General features: G+C 40.8%; 20 protein-coding genes. 3 read left to right on the forward strand and 17 right to left on the reverse strand.

The genetic code is table 11. The annotated features are described in order from the left end of the window. The 3 genes from MFF31_RS02725 to coxB all read right to left on the reverse strand — a co-directional run bounded on the left by MFF31_RS02725 (position 1) and on the right by coxB (position 3,599). Positions 1–618, reverse strand: a complete 618-nt coding sequence (locus MFF31_RS02725) for a cytochrome (ubi)quinol oxidase subunit III (protein WP_238186594.1) — start codon at positions 616–618, stop codon at positions 1–3. Next, on the reverse strand, positions 615–2,459 hold the full coding sequence (gene ctaD, locus MFF31_RS02730; protein WP_238188462.1) for a cytochrome c oxidase subunit I: 1,845 nt from the start codon (positions 2,457–2,459) through the stop codon (positions 615–617). The genes MFF31_RS02725 and ctaD overlap by 4 nt, the downstream gene beginning before the upstream one ends. Positions 2,460–2,543: 84 nt before the next feature. Then, positions 2,544–3,599 (reverse strand): cytochrome c oxidase subunit II, encoded by a 1,056-nt coding sequence (gene coxB, locus MFF31_RS02735; protein ID WP_238186595.1) that lies wholly within the window; start codon positions 3,597–3,599, stop codon positions 2,544–2,546. A 367-nt stretch (positions 3,600–3,966) separates the two neighbouring features. Here coxB and MFF31_RS02740 point away from each other — a divergent pair, with 367 nt between their 5' ends. Then, positions 3,967–4,695: a hypothetical protein gene (locus MFF31_RS02740; protein ID WP_238186596.1), complete on the forward strand. Its 729-nt coding sequence runs from the start codon at positions 3,967–3,969 to the stop codon at positions 4,693–4,695. 79 nt (positions 4,696–4,774) lie between these two features. On the opposite strand, the gene MFF31_RS02745 is transcribed toward MFF31_RS02740, so the two are convergent. The 3 genes from MFF31_RS02745 to MFF31_RS02755 form a co-directional block, all read right to left on the reverse strand. Continuing rightward, positions 4,775–5,644, reverse strand: coding sequence for a DUF421 domain-containing protein (locus MFF31_RS02745; RefSeq protein ID WP_238186597.1), 870 nt, complete (start codon positions 5,642–5,644; stop codon positions 4,775–4,777). A 410-nt stretch (positions 5,645–6,054) separates the two neighbouring features. Continuing rightward, on the reverse strand, positions 6,055–6,255 hold the full coding sequence (locus MFF31_RS02750) for a copper ion binding protein (RefSeq protein ID WP_238186598.1): 201 nt from the start codon (positions 6,253–6,255) through the stop codon (positions 6,055–6,057). A gap of 17 nt (positions 6,256–6,272) precedes the next feature. Next, complete coding sequence (locus MFF31_RS02755) at positions 6,273–6,605, reverse strand: metal-sensitive transcriptional regulator (RefSeq protein WP_238186599.1); 333 nt, start codon at positions 6,603–6,605, stop codon at positions 6,273–6,275. Positions 6,606–6,879: 274 nt separating this feature from the next. Here MFF31_RS02755 and MFF31_RS02760 point away from each other — a divergent pair, with 274 nt between their 5' ends. Together MFF31_RS02760 and MFF31_RS02765 are read left to right on the forward strand one after the other, a co-directional pair. Beyond that, the gene (locus MFF31_RS02760) at positions 6,880–7,626 is read left to right on the forward strand and encodes a glycerophosphodiester phosphodiesterase (RefSeq protein WP_238186600.1); all 747 of its coding nucleotides are present in this window, start codon (positions 6,880–6,882) and stop codon (positions 7,624–7,626) included. Beyond that, positions 7,623–8,825: an SLC45 family MFS transporter gene (locus MFF31_RS02765; protein ID WP_238186601.1), complete on the forward strand. Its 1,203-nt coding sequence runs from the start codon at positions 7,623–7,625 to the stop codon at positions 8,823–8,825. The genes MFF31_RS02760 and MFF31_RS02765 overlap by 4 nt, the downstream gene beginning before the upstream one ends. 74 nt (positions 8,826–8,899) lie before the next feature. On the opposite strand, the gene MFF31_RS02770 is transcribed toward MFF31_RS02765, so the two are convergent. The 11 genes from MFF31_RS02770 to tkt form a co-directional block, all read right to left on the reverse strand. Continuing rightward, positions 8,900–9,772, reverse strand: a complete 873-nt coding sequence (locus MFF31_RS02770) for a YitT family protein (RefSeq protein WP_238186602.1) — start codon at positions 9,770–9,772, stop codon at positions 8,900–8,902. A gap of 64 nt (positions 9,773–9,836) precedes the next feature. After that, the gene (locus MFF31_RS02775; protein ID WP_238186603.1) at positions 9,837–10,115 is read right to left on the reverse strand and encodes a hypothetical protein; all 279 of its coding nucleotides are present in this window, start codon (positions 10,113–10,115) and stop codon (positions 9,837–9,839) included. A gap of 141 nt (positions 10,116–10,256) precedes the next feature. Then, positions 10,257–12,038 carry an ABC transporter ATP-binding protein gene (locus tag MFF31_RS02780; protein WP_238186604.1) on the reverse strand — a complete coding sequence of 594 codons (1,782 nt, stop codon included), beginning with the start codon at positions 12,036–12,038 and terminating at the stop codon, positions 10,257–10,259. A gap of 14 nt (positions 12,039–12,052) precedes the next feature. Further along, positions 12,053–13,795, reverse strand: a complete 1,743-nt coding sequence (locus MFF31_RS02785; protein WP_238186605.1) for an ABC transporter ATP-binding protein — start codon at positions 13,793–13,795, stop codon at positions 12,053–12,055. A 150-nt stretch (positions 13,796–13,945) separates the two neighbouring features. Further along, complete coding sequence (locus tag MFF31_RS02790; RefSeq protein ID WP_238186606.1) at positions 13,946–14,422, reverse strand: glutathione peroxidase; 477 nt, start codon at positions 14,420–14,422, stop codon at positions 13,946–13,948. 128 nt (positions 14,423–14,550) lie between these two features. After that, positions 14,551–15,012 carry a divergent PAP2 family protein gene (locus MFF31_RS02795; RefSeq protein ID WP_238186607.1) on the reverse strand — a complete coding sequence of 154 codons (462 nt, stop codon included), beginning with the start codon at positions 15,010–15,012 and terminating at the stop codon, positions 14,551–14,553. Between the two features lie 246 nt (positions 15,013–15,258). Then, on the reverse strand, positions 15,259–16,245 hold the full coding sequence (locus MFF31_RS02800) for a siderophore ABC transporter substrate-binding protein (RefSeq protein ID WP_238186608.1): 987 nt from the start codon (positions 16,243–16,245) through the stop codon (positions 15,259–15,261). Between the two features lie 23 nt (positions 16,246–16,268). After that, positions 16,269–17,027, reverse strand: coding sequence for an iron ABC transporter ATP-binding protein (locus tag MFF31_RS02805; protein ID WP_238186609.1), 759 nt, complete (start codon positions 17,025–17,027; stop codon positions 16,269–16,271). Then, positions 17,024–17,965, reverse strand: coding sequence for an iron chelate uptake ABC transporter family permease subunit (locus tag MFF31_RS02810; RefSeq protein ID WP_238186610.1), 942 nt, complete (start codon positions 17,963–17,965; stop codon positions 17,024–17,026). Before MFF31_RS02810 ends, MFF31_RS02805 begins: the two co-directional genes overlap by 4 nt. Continuing rightward, positions 17,955–18,908 carry an ABC transporter permease gene (locus MFF31_RS02815; RefSeq protein ID WP_238186611.1) on the reverse strand — a complete coding sequence of 318 codons (954 nt, stop codon included), beginning with the start codon at positions 18,906–18,908 and terminating at the stop codon, positions 17,955–17,957. The genes MFF31_RS02810 and MFF31_RS02815 overlap by 11 nt, the downstream gene beginning before the upstream one ends. A 272-nt stretch (positions 18,909–19,180) precedes the next feature. Further along, positions 19,181–21,205 carry a transketolase gene (gene tkt / locus MFF31_RS02820; protein ID WP_238186612.1) on the reverse strand — a complete coding sequence of 675 codons (2,025 nt, stop codon included), beginning with the start codon at positions 21,203–21,205 and terminating at the stop codon, positions 19,181–19,183. Positions 21,206–21,230: the final 25 nt, after the last annotated feature.

Consider the following 21,230-nt stretch of genomic DNA (forward strand, 5'->3'; position numbering starts at 1 on the left):
TTAAACCACCTTTCCCATCAAGTACACGACTGTAAAGATGAATACCCACACAACGTCGATAAAGTGCCAGTACATACCAGCAACATAGACCTTAGGAGCTGTTACAACGGTCAGACCTTTTCTTTTCAGTTGAACAATTAGAAGCGTGATCCACATTATTCCGAACAACACGTGAGCGCCGTGGAATCCAACAAGTGTATAGAATGAAGAACTAAATGCACTTGTTGTAAAGCCATGTCCTTCATGTACATAGTGGTAAAACTCATAAATCTCAAGTCCTAGGAAGGAAACTCCTAATAAGACAGTAACAATTAACCAGTTTATAAGACTTTTTACATTTTGTTGATGCATCGCCTGTATAGCGAATACGCTAGTTAAGCTTGAAGTCAACAAGATTGCAGTAGCAATTCCAACCAATGTAAGGTTAAATAAGTGATTTTCTGTTGGTCCATCCAGTACTTGATCACGTAATGCAAGGAACGCTGCAAACAACGTTCCGAACAATACCGTTTCGCCTCCAAGGAATAGCCAGAAACCTAAAACTTTATTACGTCCCTCAAGGGTAGCCTTTTCAGGCTCATGAGGCAGTTGCCCGTCTAAATGTGAATGTGCACTCATGCTTTTCCCCCCATATCTCTAATAATTTCATCCTCTTCAATATGGAAGCCAGGATCATCATTAACAGAACGAAGGAACATACAAAGGAATAAAATTGCAAGTCCAACGATACCGATAGCATGACCTGTCTTAAGCGGACCGATATGTCCCCAATCTGGAGCATACATAAAGCCGAAACCTGCGATAAATAATCCAAGACCCATAAAGAATGGAAGTATTGATGGAGATGGCATATGAATTGGACCAATCGGCTCAGCTGGCGTCATGCCCTTATGACCATCTTGTTTTTCTTTCCAGTAAGCATCATAACCACGAACCAACGGTGTTTGAGCAAAGTTGTACTCAGGTGGAGGTGACGGAATTGTCCACTCCAACGTACGACCATCTTCCCAAGGATCGTTAGGAGCGTCTTGTGGTCTTACTTGTGTAATAACAACGTTGAGCAGGAACATAATTGTTCCGACACCCATCATAATAGCACCAACAGTACTGATCATATTCATTTCATTGAATCCCATACCATCAAGGTACTGCCAAATACGACGAGGCATTCCAAGTAGTCCAAGGAAATGCTGGATAAAGAATGTTAAGTGGAAGCCAATAAAGAACATCCAGAAAGTAAATTTACCAAGCGTTTCATTAAGTACACGACCGAACATCTTTGGCCACCAGTAGTGTAGACCAGAGAATATACCGAGTACCAATCCACCTACGATAACGTAATGGAAATGTGCTACTACGAAATACGTATCATGATATTGGTAGTCAGCTGGTGCAGCTGCAAGCATTACTCCTGTTACCCCGCCTAATACGAATGTCGGGATAAAGCCTACTGCATACAAATTAGCTGATGTGAACTTAATGGAACCGCCCCACATCGTGAACAGCCAGTTGAAGATTTTAATACCTGTCGGTACTGCAATCAACATCGTTGCGATAGAAAACAGTGCGTTCGCTACCGGTCCTAAACCTACTGTAAACATATGATGCGCCCAAACCATGAAACCTAAGAAACCGATCAAAATGGTTGCGAATACCATCGAGCTGTAACCAAATAGACGTTTCCTCGAAAATGTACTAACAACTTCTGAAATTATGCCGAATGCCGGCAAGATAAGGATGTAAACCTCAGGATGCCCGAAAATCCAGAAAATATGCTCCCACAGTACTGCGTTACCGCCACCTGCAGGATCAAAGAAGTTTGCGTCGAACAAACGGTCGAACATCAATGCTGCAAGTCCTACTGCTAGCGCAGGGAAAGCAAAAAGGATTAGCGCAGAAGTAATGAACGCAGTCCATGTAAACAATGGCATACGCATAAATGTCATACCAGGTGCGCGCATGTTAATAATAGTAACTAGGAAGTTAATGCCCCCGATTAGTGTACCTATACCTGCTATCTGGAGGCCTAATACATAGTAATCGACCCCATGATCCCCGCTATAGGTTGTACCTGCGAGCGGTGCATAAGACGTCCATCCTGCATCGGGAACGCTTCCAGTTAACCAGCTGATATTCAACAAAATACCACCGAATAGGAAAGTCCAGAAACCTAGTGAGTTAACGAAAGGGAATGCAACGTCGCGTGCGCCGATTTGCAGCGGCACGACAGCATTCATTAGAGCAAATAGTAATGGCATCGCTGCCAAAAATATCATGGTAGTCCCGTGCATCGTAAGCAGTTCGTTATATGTATCTGCAGAAACGAAAGTATTTTGCGGCTTCCAAAGCTGTATACGGATTAGAATGGCTTCCAAACCGCCTACAAGGAAGAAAAATCCTCCTGCTATCAAATACAAAATGCCAATCTTTTTGTGGTCAACCGTAGTCAGCCAGTCCATTATGCCGCTGTAACGTTTGACCTCATGCGTATGTGCATGTGCATGAGCCAATGTAGGTACCTCCTTCAATCACTGATGATAGTTTTACTCGTAGTCCAGCTTTAGACCAGCCAAATATTCTGAAATTCCTTTTAGTTCAGCCTCAGTCAAATCTTTATGATCTGGCATTTGGTTACCAGGCTTAAACTTCTCAGGATCTTTGATCCATTTGTAAAGATTGTTATATATTGTATCCTCATGACTGTATTTCTTATCATCAGCTTCAACATTGACTAGTATACCGCCTACACTTTCACGACTGCCGATACCAGTAAGGTTCGGATAAGCAGGTCCGCCCATATCTCCGACAGCATGGCAAGAAAGACATCTGTCTTCGAATGTCTTAGCGATAGCTGGGTCACTTGGTAAAGCTACTGGAGCTTTAATTGCCGCTGTCCAACGATCAAACGCAGCAGGATCCACTGATTTAACTTTAAAATCCATTAATCCATGAGATGGTCCGCACAATTCCGCACATTTACCTAAGTAAACGCCCTTTTTGGGAGCGGAGAAAAACATTTTATTCTCATTGCCTGCTGGGTTTGTATCAATCTTACCGGCAAGTGATGGAACCCAGAATGAGTGAAGAACGTCAGCTGTCTTGGCTTCGATTGCAATCGTTTTCCCCGTTGGAATAACCAATTCTTGAGCTGTCTTGATACCCAGTTCAGGATACTCAAACTCCCACCAATATAGATGTGAAGTAACAATAACCTTTACGGCATCAGGATCTTTACTGTAATCCTTAGATAGATCAAATACCGATTGTACAGTCGGCACGCCAAGAATAACAAGCAAAATAATTGGAATAACCGTCCAGATAATCTCTAGCTTATGGCTTCCTTCTACTTGTTTTGGGATCGTTTTGTCTCCAGAACGTCTACGGAAACGAATGATTACATACAAGGAAATCGCAAATACGACAACGACAACGCCCGACATAATAATGATTGACGTTTTCATTAAATCGAATTGCTGTTGCGCTACTGGCCCCTGAGGGTTTAGCGTCGACAAGTCTTCCCGTCCGCAAGCAGCCAGTACTAAAGCCATCATGGCCATTAGCGGCGCTAGCCGTTTTAAAAATTGCCACCGATTCATCATTAATCAACCCCACTTTTGACTTTTTCGCAGCTGCCTTTTTTTTCACGTGGCAAGCGGCTTTGCTGCGTGTTCCACAGATGTTTTGACAACTCCTGCAACTTAAATCACTTTATTAAATATAAAGTTGAAGCCCTTATTTGTCAATGTTCCACAGAGAGTTCACAAATTGTTCTCAAAGCTGTCAAAAAGGCGTGTTTCGGGCACTTTTGGGCCCTTGATTAGTCTCTATGTGTTCGTTCTTGGCGATATATCACTTCTTCATTGTGTACCAAATCCATGGTCAATTATGTATAGTGACCGAAACGTATATTTCTTACGCCTCGATCAAGACTAAAGACATCAATTATGAAATGGGGGCCAGCTATTAATGATGAAGCGTTTAGTCTTTCTCCTGTTGTCCACTGTTCTTATATGTACGATGTCCGGCTGCAATTACAAGCAGGTTGTTGAACGGAGTGACTCCGATTATGGAAGCAGGAAAGCTCATGATCCAAAAACAATAAAAGCGAAAGCCTATGGATCGTTATCAAAGGACAGCAATAGACATAACAATACTTTCTTTGAGTACAGCTCTATTTTGTCGGGGAAAGTCAGCTCTGTTAATGGAATTGCATCAGCAATCGTCATGATTACGGACAAAAATGCATACGTTGGTCTCATGCTCGATTGGACGGCAGTAGGCACAAAAAGTTCAGGAGGTACTGAAGAACAAAATAATACAGGATTAAATGGTGGCGTTTATAATGCAGATACAGGAAGCCCATTTGGTACCAGTGGTGTATTAGTATACCCTTATAACTCCTACTTCTCAGTAAATGATCATAACAATCTTTCACCTGAGTTAAAACAGACAGTAGCTGAGCTTATTCGACAATATGTACCTACTGTGCAGGAGGTTCATATCTCTGCTAACATGGAATTCGTCAATTACTTTAATCAATTCGCCAAAGAAGCTTGGGGTGGTCGCTCTCTTACACCTTGGATCGATTCCTTTAACACAGTAGTGCAGTATCATTTCGCAGGAGGAAACGTTATGCCCGAACCAATTACTCAGCCAGGTAGGTACACTCCTTCTGAGTCTCAAATGCGTCGCTAAAAAATCTCTTCCTATATATATGCGTTATTGAAGAGGGTTCTCAATTGAGAGCCCTCTTCCTATTTCACTTTAAATAAAGTTAATTTTCTGTACCCTTCAATCGCATTGCTTCTACCCCTTGATTAAGATGATGAATAGCTGATTGGTACATCTTGCGATCAGATTCGTTTCTAGAAAGATACACTAGCCGCTTCAACTCTTCTTCAAGTTGCTTCGTCAACCCTTGAATTTTGTCTCCAGCATTCGATGAATGTTGTTTTGGAAAACTCCGCCCATCTATCGTCATAAATGTCAGCCCACCTTTACTGTCGAGCTGCGAAAGATAAATATCCTCCAGATTGAGTTTATGCTGATTCAGCTCATGGTTAAACCACTCTGCATCATGACCAGAATCTTTTAATTCCTCTTCAAGGATATGACCATCCATTACAAGTGTATATGGTGCCTTCTCTTCAGCCATTCTCCAGCCTAACATATCGGGCGTAATTGGCTGGAGTTCTTTCTTTAATAAAACGTTGATTTCGCCACTAGCTTCCATAACGGCAAACTCGACATCAGCAACTCGGTAAACATCCTTTTTGCGTAGTTGATTCAGAAGTTCATCCAATGTTAGTCGTTCTTTTTTCATTTTGTCCCTAAACAATCTACCGTCTCGAATAAGTACAGTTCCTTTGCCATCAATAACATCTCTTAACTTCTTGCTCTTAAGTGTCCACAATTCAATTCCAACAGATACACTAACCCAAACGATCAGTGATACTAGTCCTAAAAACCAGAGATTATCCAAATCAAGAGAAATATAAGCAGCAATATTCCCAATGGATATACCCGTAATATACTCAAATAGGGAAAGCTCTGATATTTGTCTTTTGCCTAGCAGTTTCGTCATTATAAATAAGATGACGATGGCAACTAACGTTCTCAACACAATTTGTATCCATTCTGGCATTGCTCTCTCTCCCTTCCAACTCTATATTGTCCAAATTATGTGAACTCATGCGCATTTCCTTGCATTCTTCCCAATAATATGTTAAAGTAAAAGGAATGTTATATTTAACCCCGGTAATCCCCAGTGAGATTCAATAATTTCCCTCAGATTTTGATTTCATGACTGACCATTCCAACTCATGTTTCACAATGTAATTCTGATTCACACTGGCGCGGTCACGGAGCCGCAAGGACGAAAGAGAGGTAGGGCTTTCGTTGTTTTAGGATGCTACACCACACAACTTAGTACACATGTTGTTAGCAGTTTACAAGGGGATACAAACACGCTGTTCTTGATGGGCAGATCGGTTAAATATAAGCAACAATAAGGGCTGCCCTGTCCAATTTAAAAAGCTATATTATTGAAGCTTTTTACACTACATCATATCCTTGATCTTCGATTGCCGCCTTAATTGCTTCGATAGTGACTTTACTTTCCTCGTAATCTACAGACACCTTTTTGCCAGCTAGGTCGACCTTTCCGCTAACTCCAATTTCTCCAAGTGCCTTCTCAACCGAATTAACGCAATGTCCACAGCTCATACCTTCAACATTCAATACTGCATTTGCCATCTTTCATTCTCCTCTCATTATTTCATTAGTTTATTTACGGTTACTAACAATTCTTCAATTACTTCATTCTCACCAGCTTGAATTCGCTCAACTACACAACTCTTCAAGTGGCCCTCCAGCAGGAGCTTCGCTACACTGCCAAGTGCAGATTGTGCAGCAGCTATCTGTGTCAAGACATCATCGCAATAAGTATCCTTTTCAATCATTGCTTTGACACCTCTTATTTGGCCCTCAATCCGATTAAGTCGAGAATTTAAATTTTGCTTTAACTTATCGGAGTGATGACTCTTTCGGTCCTCTGGATCAGAGTGACAGCTGTTATCTTGTGCAGTTTCATCCACTATGTCCATTTCGTATACCTCCATAGGGTATTCTGTTTATAATATGATATTATCATACCCCCTTAGGGTATGTAAAGAGCCTTTTTCCATCCATCATACGATTCTTTTAGTACTATGATTATTCGCATAGTTATGCTACGATCCAAATAATAGTAAGTCTTGTTTTCAATACGATAAGCAAATAGAGATATAATCATTTTTAAAGTCCAAAGTAACACTGTCTTAACACTAGTATGCTAAAAGTAACTTATAACCAGCAACATTAAATGAGAGGATGAACATCATGAAACAACCAATTATATTCGCACACAGAGGCGCAAGCGCTTATTGCCCGGAAAATACTTTAGCTGCATTTAAAAAAGGAATTGAACTCGGAGCTACTGGTATTGAAACGGATGTACAACGGACAAAAGACGGTCAACTTGTTCTTATACATGATGAATCATTACTACGTACAACTGGTATGGATAAGCTTGTTAAAGATGTTAGCTACGAACAATTATCCCTGCTAGATGCCGGCAGCTGGTTTGATTCTTCATTCTCTGATGAACGAGTTCCTACACTCCAACAATTGCTCGAAATAACTCGTCATACAAATCTCATCATTAACATAGAGCTAAAAAACGGGATCTTCCTCTATCCTGGCATGGAACAAGAGGTAATCGATGTGGTACGTTCTTTTGGAATGAGCCAGCAAGTCATCATATCCAGCTTCAATCATTATTCACTTGCACATTGTAAACAACTAGCGCCGGAGATTAAGACAGGAATATTGTATATGGAAGGGTTATACAAACCATGGGAGTATGCATTAACTTTAAATGCTGATGCCCTGCATGCTTACAAATACGCAGTATTGCCCGAATGGGTTGCCCAAGCTACACAACATGGAATCACTTATAATCCTTTTACGGTAAATGAAATTGCTGAGATGGAACGATTGCTACAAGCAGAGGTTGCTGGCATCATTACTGATTATCCAGATCGACTAATTACTCTTATAGATAAGAGGGGTGCTGCAACCGAATGAAAAAAACTTGGCTCCTCGGCTTAGGTCTTTTCAGTATTAGTTTTACATGGTCCCTTTACAATGCATTTGTACCGTTTTTTCTCGAAGATTTTATTAAAAGTGTTACATTGATTGGTTTCATGATGACAATTGATAATTACTTCGCGATTGTCATACAGCCACTCGTTGGGAGGCGTAGTGACCGTATCAATACGTTCATTGGAAAACGGATGCCATTCCTTCTGATTGGAATGCCTATTGCTGCATTATTCGCCGCATTAATTCCATGGCATAACAGTTTGTTCATGCTAGTCGTATTTATGGTAGGCATGAATTTATCCATGAGTATATATCGCTCACCAACGATTGCTTTAATGCCAGACATTACCCCGGACTATAAGCGAACACAAGCAAGCGGAATCATCAATTTTATGGGCGGGGTTGGTGCGATACTGGCCTTTGCAGGTGGTTCATATTTATATAAAACACATAACTCGCTTCCGTTTCTTGTTACTGCTTTATTAACTCTACTTTGCTTAGCCATACTTTTATGGGTCATTCGCGAGAAGAGGGACTCCCTATCTTATATGCCATCAAGCCCTCCAACCTTTACCTCTTTCAAAGGAGAGTGGAATAAACCCACTCTCTTCCTAATTGGCGCAATCTTCTTTTGGTTTTTCTCTTACCAAGGTGTTGAAGCACTTTTTACCCTTTACGGTAAAAATCATATTGGTCTCAGTGAGGCTCAAGCTGGTTTTTCTCTCGCTTTCTTTTCGGTCGCATTCGTCGCTGCCGCAATACCAAGCGGTTTGCTTGGAAGACGATTCGGCAAAAAACGTCTTATTATATCTGGCGTTATTGGTCTTATTATTACATTTAGTTTAATCACATTTGTTGAAACGATGTTCGCTCTTCGCATACTGTTGCTCATAAGTGGTGTTTTCTGGGCACTCATTAATATTAACTCGTATCCATTTGTAATCGCATTGGGGAAAGAAAGCAGTATTGGTACAAGAACAGGCATCTATTACATTGCCTCATCATTAGCAGCTTTAACCTCACCCCCTATTATGGGTACATTGATTGACAAATTTGGTTACTCTTCTTTGTTCTATACTGCTTCTGGCGGCATGATCATAGCTCTCTTACTAGTACTTGGAGTAAAAGACAGAGGAATGGCTCACCCTATCTCACCTGAACAGCAAGCTAGTGCCCTTTAATCCTAATTAAACAAGGACTCAAGCCTGTTGGCTTGAGTCCTTGTTTTTCTTCAAAATGAGTATTCATTAAACGATTAATGAATGCTCTTTTTACTAAAGTTTCCGCCCATCACATCTGATACATGCTCAATTGCTATAAATGCATTTTCGTCAATGGACTGAACGATGCCCTTAAGCTTAGCTAACTCTAGACGCGAGACTACGCAATAAATAACTTCTGTCTCATCACCTGAATATCCGCCGCGAGCTTGTATTAGTGTAGTACCCCGACCAAGTCGATCAATAATTGCTTGCGAAATTTCATCATATTCCTTCGAAATAATCGTTACCGACTTGGATTCATCCAAGCCCTCCACAACAATATCGATTACTTTAATGGCTATATAATAGGTGAGTATCGAATACATAGCCGAAGTCCACTCGAACACGAACCCTGAGATGATAAAGATAATTAAATTAAACACCATTATAACTTGTCCGACAGCAGTACGAAGCTTCTTCGATACGAGAATGGAGACAATTTCTATTCCATCTAACGATCCTCCATAACGAATGACAAGTCCAACCCCAGCTCCAAGAATAATACCACCGAATAATACAGCTAACAGCTTGTCTTCCGGAAATGCTCCCGTATGATGAAGTGCGGCTGTCGTAAGTGACATAACTATAATGCCGTATAGGGTAGATATAGCAAACGTTTTCCCTAGCTGCTTATAACCTAAGACGAGAAAAGGTAAGTTCAATACAAACAAATAAATACTTAGAGGCACCGGAGTTAAGGTCGACAACATAATAGAAATACCGGCTATTCCTCCGTCAATAATCTCATAGGGAACAAGAAATTTTTCAAGCGCCACACCCATTAGTATAGAGCCTATCGTAATAAATACGAATCGTTTCAAAATTTCAAGCTTAGGTAGTTTCTTATGTACTTTATTATTCGCCAAAATAGGCGCACCCCCATCTCTTTTTGTCCGAAACAGTCAATTGATTAACTCGTTATGGATTACATTAATCTATATAACCAGCTAATCCTTTGTCCATCAAATACTCCATCTCCAAATCCAATATTTCTTCGACTTTCAACTCGTCCAATGCAACGTCGCGCTTGCTTAGAATATAATCAACAAGCTCATCGCTATCAATATCCACTTCACCCTTTTTATCTTCTTGGGCGTTATTAATGAACGTTTGTTCATGCTTCAAAACCAACTGAATATCCTTAATGTTTAGCTTAGTACGTTCTGAAATGTACGCTACTAGTTCTTGCTCGTTAACTTGATCACTCATTTTTGTTCACTCCTCTTGTTACGTTTTTCTGCTCATCAATCTTATTATATACAACTTAGGCCTATTCGCGCATCTTTTTACCTATACACACAACAAAAAAAGGTGTTGGTGACGCGAACGTCCGCCAATCACCTTGATTTATCATTTCGCAATTGCTCCTGATGATACTCCTTCACCCTTTTGAAGCTGATACATTTTAAAGTACCTGCCCTTCATCGCCATCAGTGCTTCATGGTTGCCTCGCTCAACAATCTCACCTTTGTGCAATACAAGAATCTGATCCGCATCTCGAATGGTGGAAAGTCTATGAGCGATAATTAAGGTCGTCCTTCCTTCACTTACAACTTGCAGGGCTCGTTGAATAAGTCCTTCCGTCTCACTATCTATACTTGCTGTCGCTTCATCTAAGATAAGAATAGCAGGATCAAAAGCAAGTGCTCTTGCAAAAGAAATGAGTTGCCTTTGTCCAGCTGACAACGTGCTGCCTCTTTCTACTACTTCTTCTTTATAACCATTCGGCAATGCCTCGATAAAGTCAGACGCACCAACTTCTTGCAACGCTTTTTTCACACGTTCTTCTGTAACATCCTTATTATAAAGGCTCACATTAAACGATATATCGCCCGCGAATAAATACGGGTCTTGCAACACGATACCCATATGTTGTCGCAATTCTTGTTTAGACATTAACTTGGTATCTCTGCCATCAATCGTAATTGCACCACTATTCGGTTCATAAAATCCTAACAACAAATTCATTATGGAACTTTTTCCTGAGCCAGTATGACCAACAAGAGCGATTGTCTCTCCTTTGCGCACGTCGAAGGAAATATTTTTCAGTACATTTTCTCCTTCTTTATAGGCAAAAGTAATGTCTTGAAAACGAATATCTCCTTGTGGACGTTTTAGAGCAGATACTTCCTCTACTTCTGCGCCTTCAATGTCCATAATCGCAAATACTTTTTCCGCAGAAACAAAAGCACGTTGAGCATTAGTAAGTTGATCGAAGATACCTATGATGGGCTGGAAGATCCGTCCCAAGTAGTCGATAAACGCATAAAATACCCCAAACAACACGATACCAGATAATGCTTGCCCTCCAAAATACCAGATGACCAGTGCAGTCAGCAAACTGCCAATGGTGCCAACGATATTACGTGAAGAAAGCGAAAATATGCGGAACTGCTTAATTTGGTTTACATATCGGTCTTCATTAAGCGTTTCGAATTCTTCCATCGTTTTGCCTTCTCTGCGGAAAGCTTGAATGATCGGCATGACAGTAATGGATTCATTAATCATCGCATTCATATCGCTTAACCTGGCCCTCATAATAGCAATATACTTTTTGGAATACTTCAAATGAATAACCATAATAATCGCAAAAATTGGCGGGAGCATTAAACAAAACAGGGCAAGATTCACATCTAAAATAAACAATGCCGTGTAGATCCCAATTAACTGAACGAAGCTGACAACAAAAGTAGCCATAAAACTCATGAACAAATCTCTAATCGCTTCCGTGTCATTCGCAATTCTAGAAACGATTTGACCTATAGGCGTGTTATCAAAATAACGCAGTGGAATTCGTCCAATATGTTTCATAAGATCCATACGCATGTTTTTAATAATACGTAGGGCTGTACTTTGCAAAATATAGGCTTGGAGGAAATGAAACACACCGGAAATAATGATTAATCCAACAAAGAGGGCAAGCAGCCATAGTATTGAAGTCATATTCCCCTTTAAATCTGTGAGATGGTTGTCGATAATTGTCTTTACGATGAAAGGCACGGCAAGTTCTGCTCCTACCGCAGTACACAAAATAAGAATCGCTAAAGCAATTCGATATTTGTAGACAAGTGCGTAACCGATTAAACGCCTTGCCGTTGATTGTTTTGCTTGCGGTGCTGCATGCGATGACATTGGTTGCCCCCTCCTCATTCTTCAAGACTCGCTTCCATCTGCTGTCTTTCCCATTGCTCTTTATACCAACCACCGAACAATAATAACTGTTCATGCGTACCTTCTTCACTAATACGCCCGTCATTAAGAACAATAATCCAATCCGAATGACTAACTGCAGAGAGACGATGCGTACTAATTAACGTTGTTTTGCCCGAACGTTCCAATCGAATATGATGTAAGATCCGACTTTCAGTTCGTGCATCAACAGCTGATAACGAATCATCTAATAATAATATTTCAGAGTCGATTAGCAGCGCCCTTGCAATTGCAAGCCTTTGTTTCTGACCTCCCGATAACATAACTCCGTTTTCCCCAACGATCGTATTTAATCCTTCCGGCATGCCTGCTATGTCTGAAGTGAAAGATGCCATTTCGATTGCTTTTGCAATTTGTTCAGCAGTTGCATCCGGTTTGCCTAGGGCAATGTTATCACGGATTGATTTTGACAATAATAGATGTTCTTGCGGGACGTAAGCGATCCAACGTTTCACTACATCAATGGATATTTGCTCAATTGGTATTTCCGACATTAGTAGTCCATTCGGTTGAACCGGATATTGCCGAAGCAATTGTTTCAAAAGAGTACTTTTCCCACTACCCGTCTTTCCTACAATTCCAAGGGTTTGACCACGCTCTAGTCGGAAGCTAATATCCGTTAGACTTGCAGTATTAGCGGTTGGATATGTAAACCCATATCCCTTAAGTTCAATACTTGTCGGAATATCAACAGAAACGGGATTTGCAGGTTCAATGACATCTGGCTTCTCCGCAAATGCACCTTCTAGTCGTTCAGCCGATGCTGTACCACGCTGAAGAACATTAATAAACTCTCCGAATGCAATCATTGGCCATATCAACATACCTAAATAAATATTGAACGTTATAAGTTGTCCGATCAATATTTCTTCTTTCAATACAAGGTATGATCCATATCCAATGCTTATCGCATAACTGATTCCTACAATAATCGAAATAAGCGGGTGGAACATGGCGTTTAAAAACGAAACCCTTTTGTTCTTCTCCATAACATCAGCAGTTACTTTATCAAATGCATTTAAATCATGACTTTCTTGTACGTAGGAACGAATAACGCGAATACCCGAAATAGATTCCAATACATGATCGTTCATCTTCCCGAAGGAAGTTTGAGCCGCCATAAAACGTGTACGCACCTTGCCACCAAGCTTACTAATAACAAATGCCAGCAACGGGAGTGGAATTAATGCTACAATCATTAGCTTGAAACTTACGAAAAACGTCATCATAAATACGACAACTGATGCACCTACAATTGTATTCACGAGCGTCATAACTCCGTAGCCAGCAGTTTGCCCAATAGCGAGCACGTCATTTGTAGCAAGAGCCATCAATTGCCCCGTACTGTTACGTTGGAAAAATGATGGTTTTAACCGTGTCAAATGAGTGAGCAACCGGCTTCGTAGAACCTTCTCGATGAGAGCAGAATTGCCGAACAGGGTTGTCACCCAAAAATAGACAAGCACATAGAGTAATAAAGAAAGACCAACAAGCAGTAATACTGTACTGCTTAATTCATCACGAGTTAATTGACCGAGCCTAATTTCGTCAATCGTGTTACCGATCAGTTTCGGTGGGATAGAAGACAAAATACTTACAATGGTCATCAAGCTAATAGCAATTGTGTAACTGCGCCATCTATCCTTAAAAAACCAGCTCAAACGCTGGACAAACTTCATCAAATCGCCCCTTCTCAAAAAGTAGATTGTATAATATTAACTCTAAAGATAAAAACCTTCAATAGTAGTAAAGACGGAAACAAATAAGACCCCCTTGCAATTATTGCAATAGAAGTCTCATTCATCAGATGGTTATTTATAATAGTATGATCAAAGAATATTAACAATATCAGCTTCGATTTTATTTGGCTCTTCCGTTGGACCAAAGCGCTTTACAACATTACCTTGGCGATCAACAAGAAACTTTGTAAAATTCCACTTAATGGACTTGGAACCCAATAAGCCACGAGCTTCATTCGTCAACAACTTGAAAAGAGGATGCGCATCATTGCCATTAACATTTATTTTTGAATAAAGCGGAAACGATACACCGAAGTTTATTTCACACGCTTCGGCCACTTCACTGTCACTGCCTTTTTCTTGATTACCAAATTGTGCACAAGGAAATCCAAGTACTGCAAAACCCCGATCGTTGTAATCATCATGCAGCTTTTGCAAACCTTTAAATTGTGGCGCAAATCCGCATCCTGTCGCTGTATTGACGATTAGCAATACTTGATCACGATATGGAGCAAGTGTTTGAACTTCTCCTCGAATCGTCTTTACTTCAATATCATATATGGACATTAGTATTCGCCTCCAACTTATCTATCATTTAATTAAATTGTATACAATTTAATTTGGACAGTCAATATTTTTTATGCGCCCCTAAATAACAAAAAACCGTCAGACTATGTAAGCCTGACGGAACCTGATTAACGTTTCCCCACTGCTGCACCAAGGAAACCAATTATTGCGCCTAATACCGCGCCTGCTGCAACTTCACTTGGTTGATGACCAAGTGTTTCCTTCAGTCTTTCCTTCCGCTTTTTGTGTTCAATACCCGGATGATGCCCTGAAAGCTTCTCTACATCTACGTCAAGGTCATTCACCTGAATGGCAATTTCACCTGCATGTCTTCGGATATTCATTGCATCATACATAACGACTAAGCCAAGCATAGTTGCAATTGCAAACTCTGGAGAGCTAACCCCGTATTTAGTTGCACTATAAACTGCTAACGCAGTTACTCCGCTAGAATGTGAGCTGGGCATTCCGCCTGACCCAATGATCTTTTTTGTATCCCACTCCGATGTCCTTACATATTGCATCGGCAGCTTTAGTAATTGCGCAGCACCAACTGCAGTTAGTGCTGTGACAAGTCCTCTGTTAAACATCGGTAATGACCTCCCGTAATAATGTCCCTGTCATTGTTCCCTGAACACGACGGCAACATTCGATTAGCAAAGGCCTAACTTCTTTAACACAAGTACGAAGGGTAAACAGCTAAAACCGTACTTTGGAGGCTTAGCTTTCGTTTCGCAGAGATATTTATGCCTCTTATAAGATGAAAAACTTATAAGTTCTTATATTCGAAAAAAATCCCTCCTTCCGATTCGGAAAGAGGGATTTACACTCGTTATTTATTTGATAGCACTATCAATTTCTGCAACCATTGCAGCAACAGACATTATGCCGCCACCTGAAAGGTACCAATATTGTGGATCAAGATAAATAATTTTACCATTTTTAAATGCATTTGTGTTTTTCACCAAATCATTTTCAATTGTTTCTTTAGCAGCGCTCTCTGTTGCCAAAGCTGCATTACGGTCTACAACGAACAGGTAGTCTGGATTTTTCTCAGCAACATATTCAAACGTCACTTCATTACCGTGAGTATCAATTTTAATGTCTGCATCTACTGGTGCTACGCCCAGTACATCATGGATAATACCGAAGCGTGAACCAGGACCATAGGCACTGATTTTGCCTTCATTTGAAAGAATGATCAAACCTTTTTTGCCAGCTGCTGTCGCTTTTTCGTTAACAGCTTTAACTGATGCTTCAACTTCCGCTAGAGCAGCTTTAGCCTCTTCTTGTTTGCCAAAGATGTCAGCCAAGATGTTCACATTAGTAGCAAAGGAAGTCATGTAATTGGCATTATCTACACCTACGAAGATTGTAGGAGCAATTTCGCTCAATGCTTTATAATGATCCGATTGACGACCTGAGATAATGATTAGTTCTGGAGAAATACCATCAATCGTTTCGAAGTCAGGCTCTTTCAAGCCTCCTGCGTTCACATATTTTTCATCCTTGTATTTCTCAAGGTACGTTGGCAAACTCTTTTTTGCAACTGATTTAACTTCAACACCTAATTTATCAAGTGTATCTAATGCACCATAGTCAAACACAACAACATTGCTTGGATTAACTTTTACTTTTGTCTCGCCCAATTTATGCTTCACAGTAATTTCAGTTGGTGCTGGTGTTGCAGTTGCAGTAGTCTCAGAAGCTGGTGGGTTTGATGCATTGCCCGCTCCACTATTTTTTGCATTATTACCGCCACAAGCTGTTATAACCATCGCAAATACAAGGATGATTGCAGCTAAACTAAACGTCTTTTTCATTTGTACCACTCCTATATCTTTTTTTATTTGAAATAGACACCTATTCGGTTGCCATTAAAAAGCTCGATGGGAATGTCCATATCATAAATTTGGTTCAGTACGGCACTGTCAATGATCGTCTCAGTAGGTCCTTCTTTGACAACCCTTCCATCCTTCAGCGCCACAATGTAATCGGAATAACAGGAAGCAAAATTGATATCATGAATAACGATAACTACCGTCTTGCCAAGCTCTTCAACTAATCTGCGAAGCACCTTCATGATTTGGACTGAATGTTTCATATCCAGATTATTCAGTGGTTCATCAAGCAAAATGTATTCCGTATTTTGAGCGATAACCATTGCAATAAAAGCACGTTGGTTTTGCCCGCCACTTAATTGATCGAGAAATTTATGCTCGATTTCTTTAAGGTCCATATACTGAATCGCTTCATCAACCTTTGCCCAATCCTCTTTTTTTAGCTTGCCCTGAGAATAGGGAAAACGTCCAAAGCTCACAAGTTCTCTAACCGTCAATCGAAGATTAATATGATTGGATTGCTTCAAGATCGAAATCTTTTTAGCAAGTTCTGTACTTTTCCACTCGCTCACTTCTTTGCCCTCGATCAGTACTTCACCGTTGTCTTTAGCAAGCAATCGGCTAATGATCGATAACAATGTGCTCTTTCCAGCGCCATTTGGTCCAATGAAGGTAGTAATACAACCTTTCCGAATGTTGATCGAAACCTCTTCAACGACCGGTTTACCTCCGTATGATTTAGAAATATTTTTAACCTCAATCATGACTTACTCTCCCTTAGCAGCAAATATAAGAAATAGGCTCCGCCGACAAAATTAATAATAACGCTCACCGTCGTTTCGAAGGAGAATACCCGCTCCACTATAAGCTGTCCGCCTACCAAAGCTATAATGCTGATCAATATTGCCCCCGGAATGAGGACGCTGTGTCGGTAAGTATTCATGAACTGATATGCCAAATTGACAACGAGCAGGCCAAGGAATGTTATCGGGCCAACTAAAGCAGTCGAAATCGCAATTAGAATAGCTACGATAATGAGCAAATTTTTCACAACATAATCATACGGAATGCCTAAATTCACTGCATGTTCCTTACCTAGTGACATTGCGTCTAAATATTTTGTGAACCGCAACGCATACAGTACAACTAGTCCAATCAATATGATAGAAAACACTAACATGTCCGTATGCACATTGTTAAAGCTCGCAAACATCTTCCCTTGAAGAATCAGAAATTCGTTAGGATCAATGAGCACTTGCATGAAGGTTGTCATACTTCCAAACATCGTTCCCATTACGAGACCTACAAGGAGCAAGAAAAATAAATTTTTCCCTTCTCTCTTAAAGATAAGCCTATAAAGTAATGCTACAAAAAGAATCATGATACCAACTGTAAAGGCAAAATTAAGCTCCTTACTTGTATTTGGCAAGCTCACCGCTCCGAAGGTAAAAATAACGAAAGTTTGGATAAGCATATACAACGAGTCTAAACCGATAATACTTGGTGTTAGTATCCTGTTATTTGTCATCGTTTGAAAAATTAAAGTTGCGTAGGCAATAGCACCGCCCGTTAACGTAATTGCGAATACTTTTTTGGCTCTTCGCGGCAATGCAAAATCCCAGTTGTGCGGTAGATCCAAAAAAAGAAATGCTGTTATGACTGCAATGGCTATGACGGCGAGCAGTGTAAGTTTAAGCTTCATATGCTCTTCTCCTCAATAGCAAGTACAGGAACAATAGGCTTCCAATAACACCTACAGTAAGTCCAATTGGAATCTCGTAAGGATAAATGATGATCCTGCCCAAGATATCACATGCTAGGACGAATACAGCTCCCAGCACAGCAGTATGTATTAGACTTTTCCTTAAATTATCGCCCATATACAGCGTGACGATATTTGGGATAACAAGACCTAGAAACGGTATCGTACCTATTGTTAAAATGACAACAACTGATATCAAAGCAACTATAACTAAGCCAATATTCACAACAAGCTTATGGTTTAGCCCCAGATTGACAGAAAACTCTTCGCCCATTCCAGCAATCGTGAATTTGTTAGCATAGATGAAAGCGACAATTAATAACGGAAGACTTACATAAAGCAATTCATATCTTCCAGACATGACTGATCCGAAGCTTCCTTGAAGCCACGAAGAAATATTTTGGATCAAATCATGTTTGTAAGCAAAAAAGGTTGTTACTGCATTAATGACACTACCGAACATAAGACCAACGAGCGGTATAAAGATTGTGTCCTTAAACTTTAATCGATCAAGAAACTTCATAAATATATAAGTACCAGCTAGAGCAAAAGCGAAAGCGATTAACATCTTCGTCATCGTACTAGCAGATGCGAATAGCAGCATCGATACTAAAATACCAAGCTTTGCAGCATCATCCGTACCTGCTGTTGTCGGCGATACGAATTTGTTTCGGCTTAGCTGTTGCATAATTAGCCCGGCGATGCTCATACTTACACCTGCGATTAATATGCTGACTAATCGTGGAATTCGGCTGATTGACATTACTTGCCACTGGGCTTCCGTCATACTGAACAAATCAAGCGGCGATATATTTTTTACTCCTATAAACAGCGAAGTAATTGATAAAACAACTAATGCTCCAATCAGATACCATAACTTCATATCTTTACCTCAAATCACGTCTGTTTTCATTCCGCTTAGAAAGATAATCATTCTCAATGTTTGGTCAAAAAAATAAACTTCCTTTAATCAAACACCCTCCTACGGATGATAATGATTATCATAAGCAACATTATTATGTCACTACTCTTAGTACTAGTCAACACTATTATTCCCAAATTAATCGAAAATCGTAATTCAATTCGATTATGTGTCGAAAAAGTGTAAGAGTCATCTGGACTGCTTAATTACAGTCCAGATGACTCAACAATTACTTATAGAAAGGCTGCGCGAATGCGTGCTGCAACACGTTCCGCTGTAAATCCATATTCCTCAAGAACTTTATTTGCTTTCGCTGATGCACCAAATTGTTTGATGCCAATGAGTAAACCTTCGCTGCCAACAATCGATTCCCAGCCGCTAGGATGAGCCATCTCAATGGCAACATTAGCTTTGACGGAAGGATTAACAACTGATTTGCGATAGTCATCTGACTGCATCTCGAACAATTCACGACTTGGCATACTAATAACACGAACTCGCTTACCTTCATTCTCTAGCATTGCTTTTACTTCCATCGCTAAGCTAACTTCGGAGCCAGTAGCAACCAATTGAATGTCTAGAGTTGCAGCATTATCTCCTTGCGCTGTTTCTGAAAGAATGTATCCACCTTTAGAAACTCCTTCGCTCGCAAGATGGACTGTGTTAGGCAGTATCGGAAGATTTTGTCTGGAAAGCGCAAGTACGAACGGACCTTCCTTCGCAGTAAGGGTGTGCTTCCATGCAGCAGCCGTTTCGTTTCCGTCTGCTGGACGGAACAAGGTCAAGTTTGGAATCAGTCGCATCGAAGGAATTTGCTCGATTGGCTGATGTGTTGGACCATCCTCGCCTACTGCAATGCTATCATGAGTGAACACGTAAACAACAGGCAACTTCATCAGAGCAGATAGACGAATCGCCCCGCGCAAGTAATCACTAAATACAAGGAAAGTTCCTCCATATACTTTCAAGCCGCCATGCAGCATCATTCCGTTTAATGCAGCACCCATAGCGAATTCACGAACTCCGAACCAAAGATTACGACCACTGTAATTACCGCTGCTAAATGCAGCGTATTTGTTCATTGCTGTCATGTTCGAGCTTGCTAGATCTGCCGATCCGCCAATAAGGAGCGGTAAGCTTTCTGCTAATGCATTAATCGATTGACCGGAAGCTACCCGTGTAGAAACGTCCGCAGCTTCTGAATTAAAGGATGGAAGACTTCCTTCCCAACCCTCTGGCAGCTCGCCACGAATCGCTTGTTCTAGCTCTGCAGCTAGCTCTGGATAGGACTTGCGGTATTGCTGAAGAGTTTCATTCCAAGCATCTTGCTCCCTCTGACCTTGCTCCTTCACCATCTCGAAATGAGTGTATACTTCATCCGGTACGAAGAAATCGGGCTCAAGCGGCCAGCCAAGTGCTTCTTTAGTTAACTTCAATTCTTCTTTGCCTAGTGGTGAACCATGAGTACCGCCATGGCCGCCTTTGCCCGCTTTATTCGGGCTACCAAAGCCGATTGTCGTTTTCACTTCGATTAATGTAGGGCGATCAAGTTCAGCTTTCGCACTTGCGATTGCTGCAGAAATAGCTTCTACATCGTTCTGATCATCTACGCGTAAGTAATGCCAGCCGCAAGCGCCGAACTTCGCAGCAACATCTTCGGAATAAGACATTCCAAGTTCGCCATCGAGAGAAATATCATTTGAATCATAAAGAACAACTAGCTTTCCTAGTTTCAAATGCCCTGCTAACGAAATAGATTCTCCGGCTACACCTTCCATTAAGTCACCATCTCCACATATAACAAACGTGTGGTGGTCAATAATAGCGGATTCCTCACGGTTGAACACCGATGCTAGATGCGCTTCAGCCATTGCCATACCTACTGCCATTGACAATCCTTGACCAAGCGGACCAGTCGTTGCTTCCACACCAGGTGTATGCCCAAATTCCGGATGACCCGGCGTGCGGCTTCCCCATTGGCGGAATTGCTTAATATCGTCCATTTGAAGATCATATCCACTTAAATGTAGTAAGCTATAAAGCAACATAGAGCCATGTCCTGCTGACAATACGAATCGGTCACGGTTGAACCAGCTTGGATCCTTTGGATTATGTTTCATCCCATTCGTCCATAGTGCGTAACCCATTGGAGCTGCCCCCATTGGCATACCAGGGTGACCCATAGCTGCTTTCTCTACTGCATCAATTGTTAATGTTCTGATTGCATTAATACTTAAATTTTGTATCGCTGTAGTCATTATCTCATCCCCCATTTACTGGATT

The organism is Paenibacillus sp. L3-i20 (assembly GCF_022180385.2).
Classification (GTDB): Bacteria; Bacillota; Bacilli; order Paenibacillales; family Paenibacillaceae; genus Pristimantibacillus.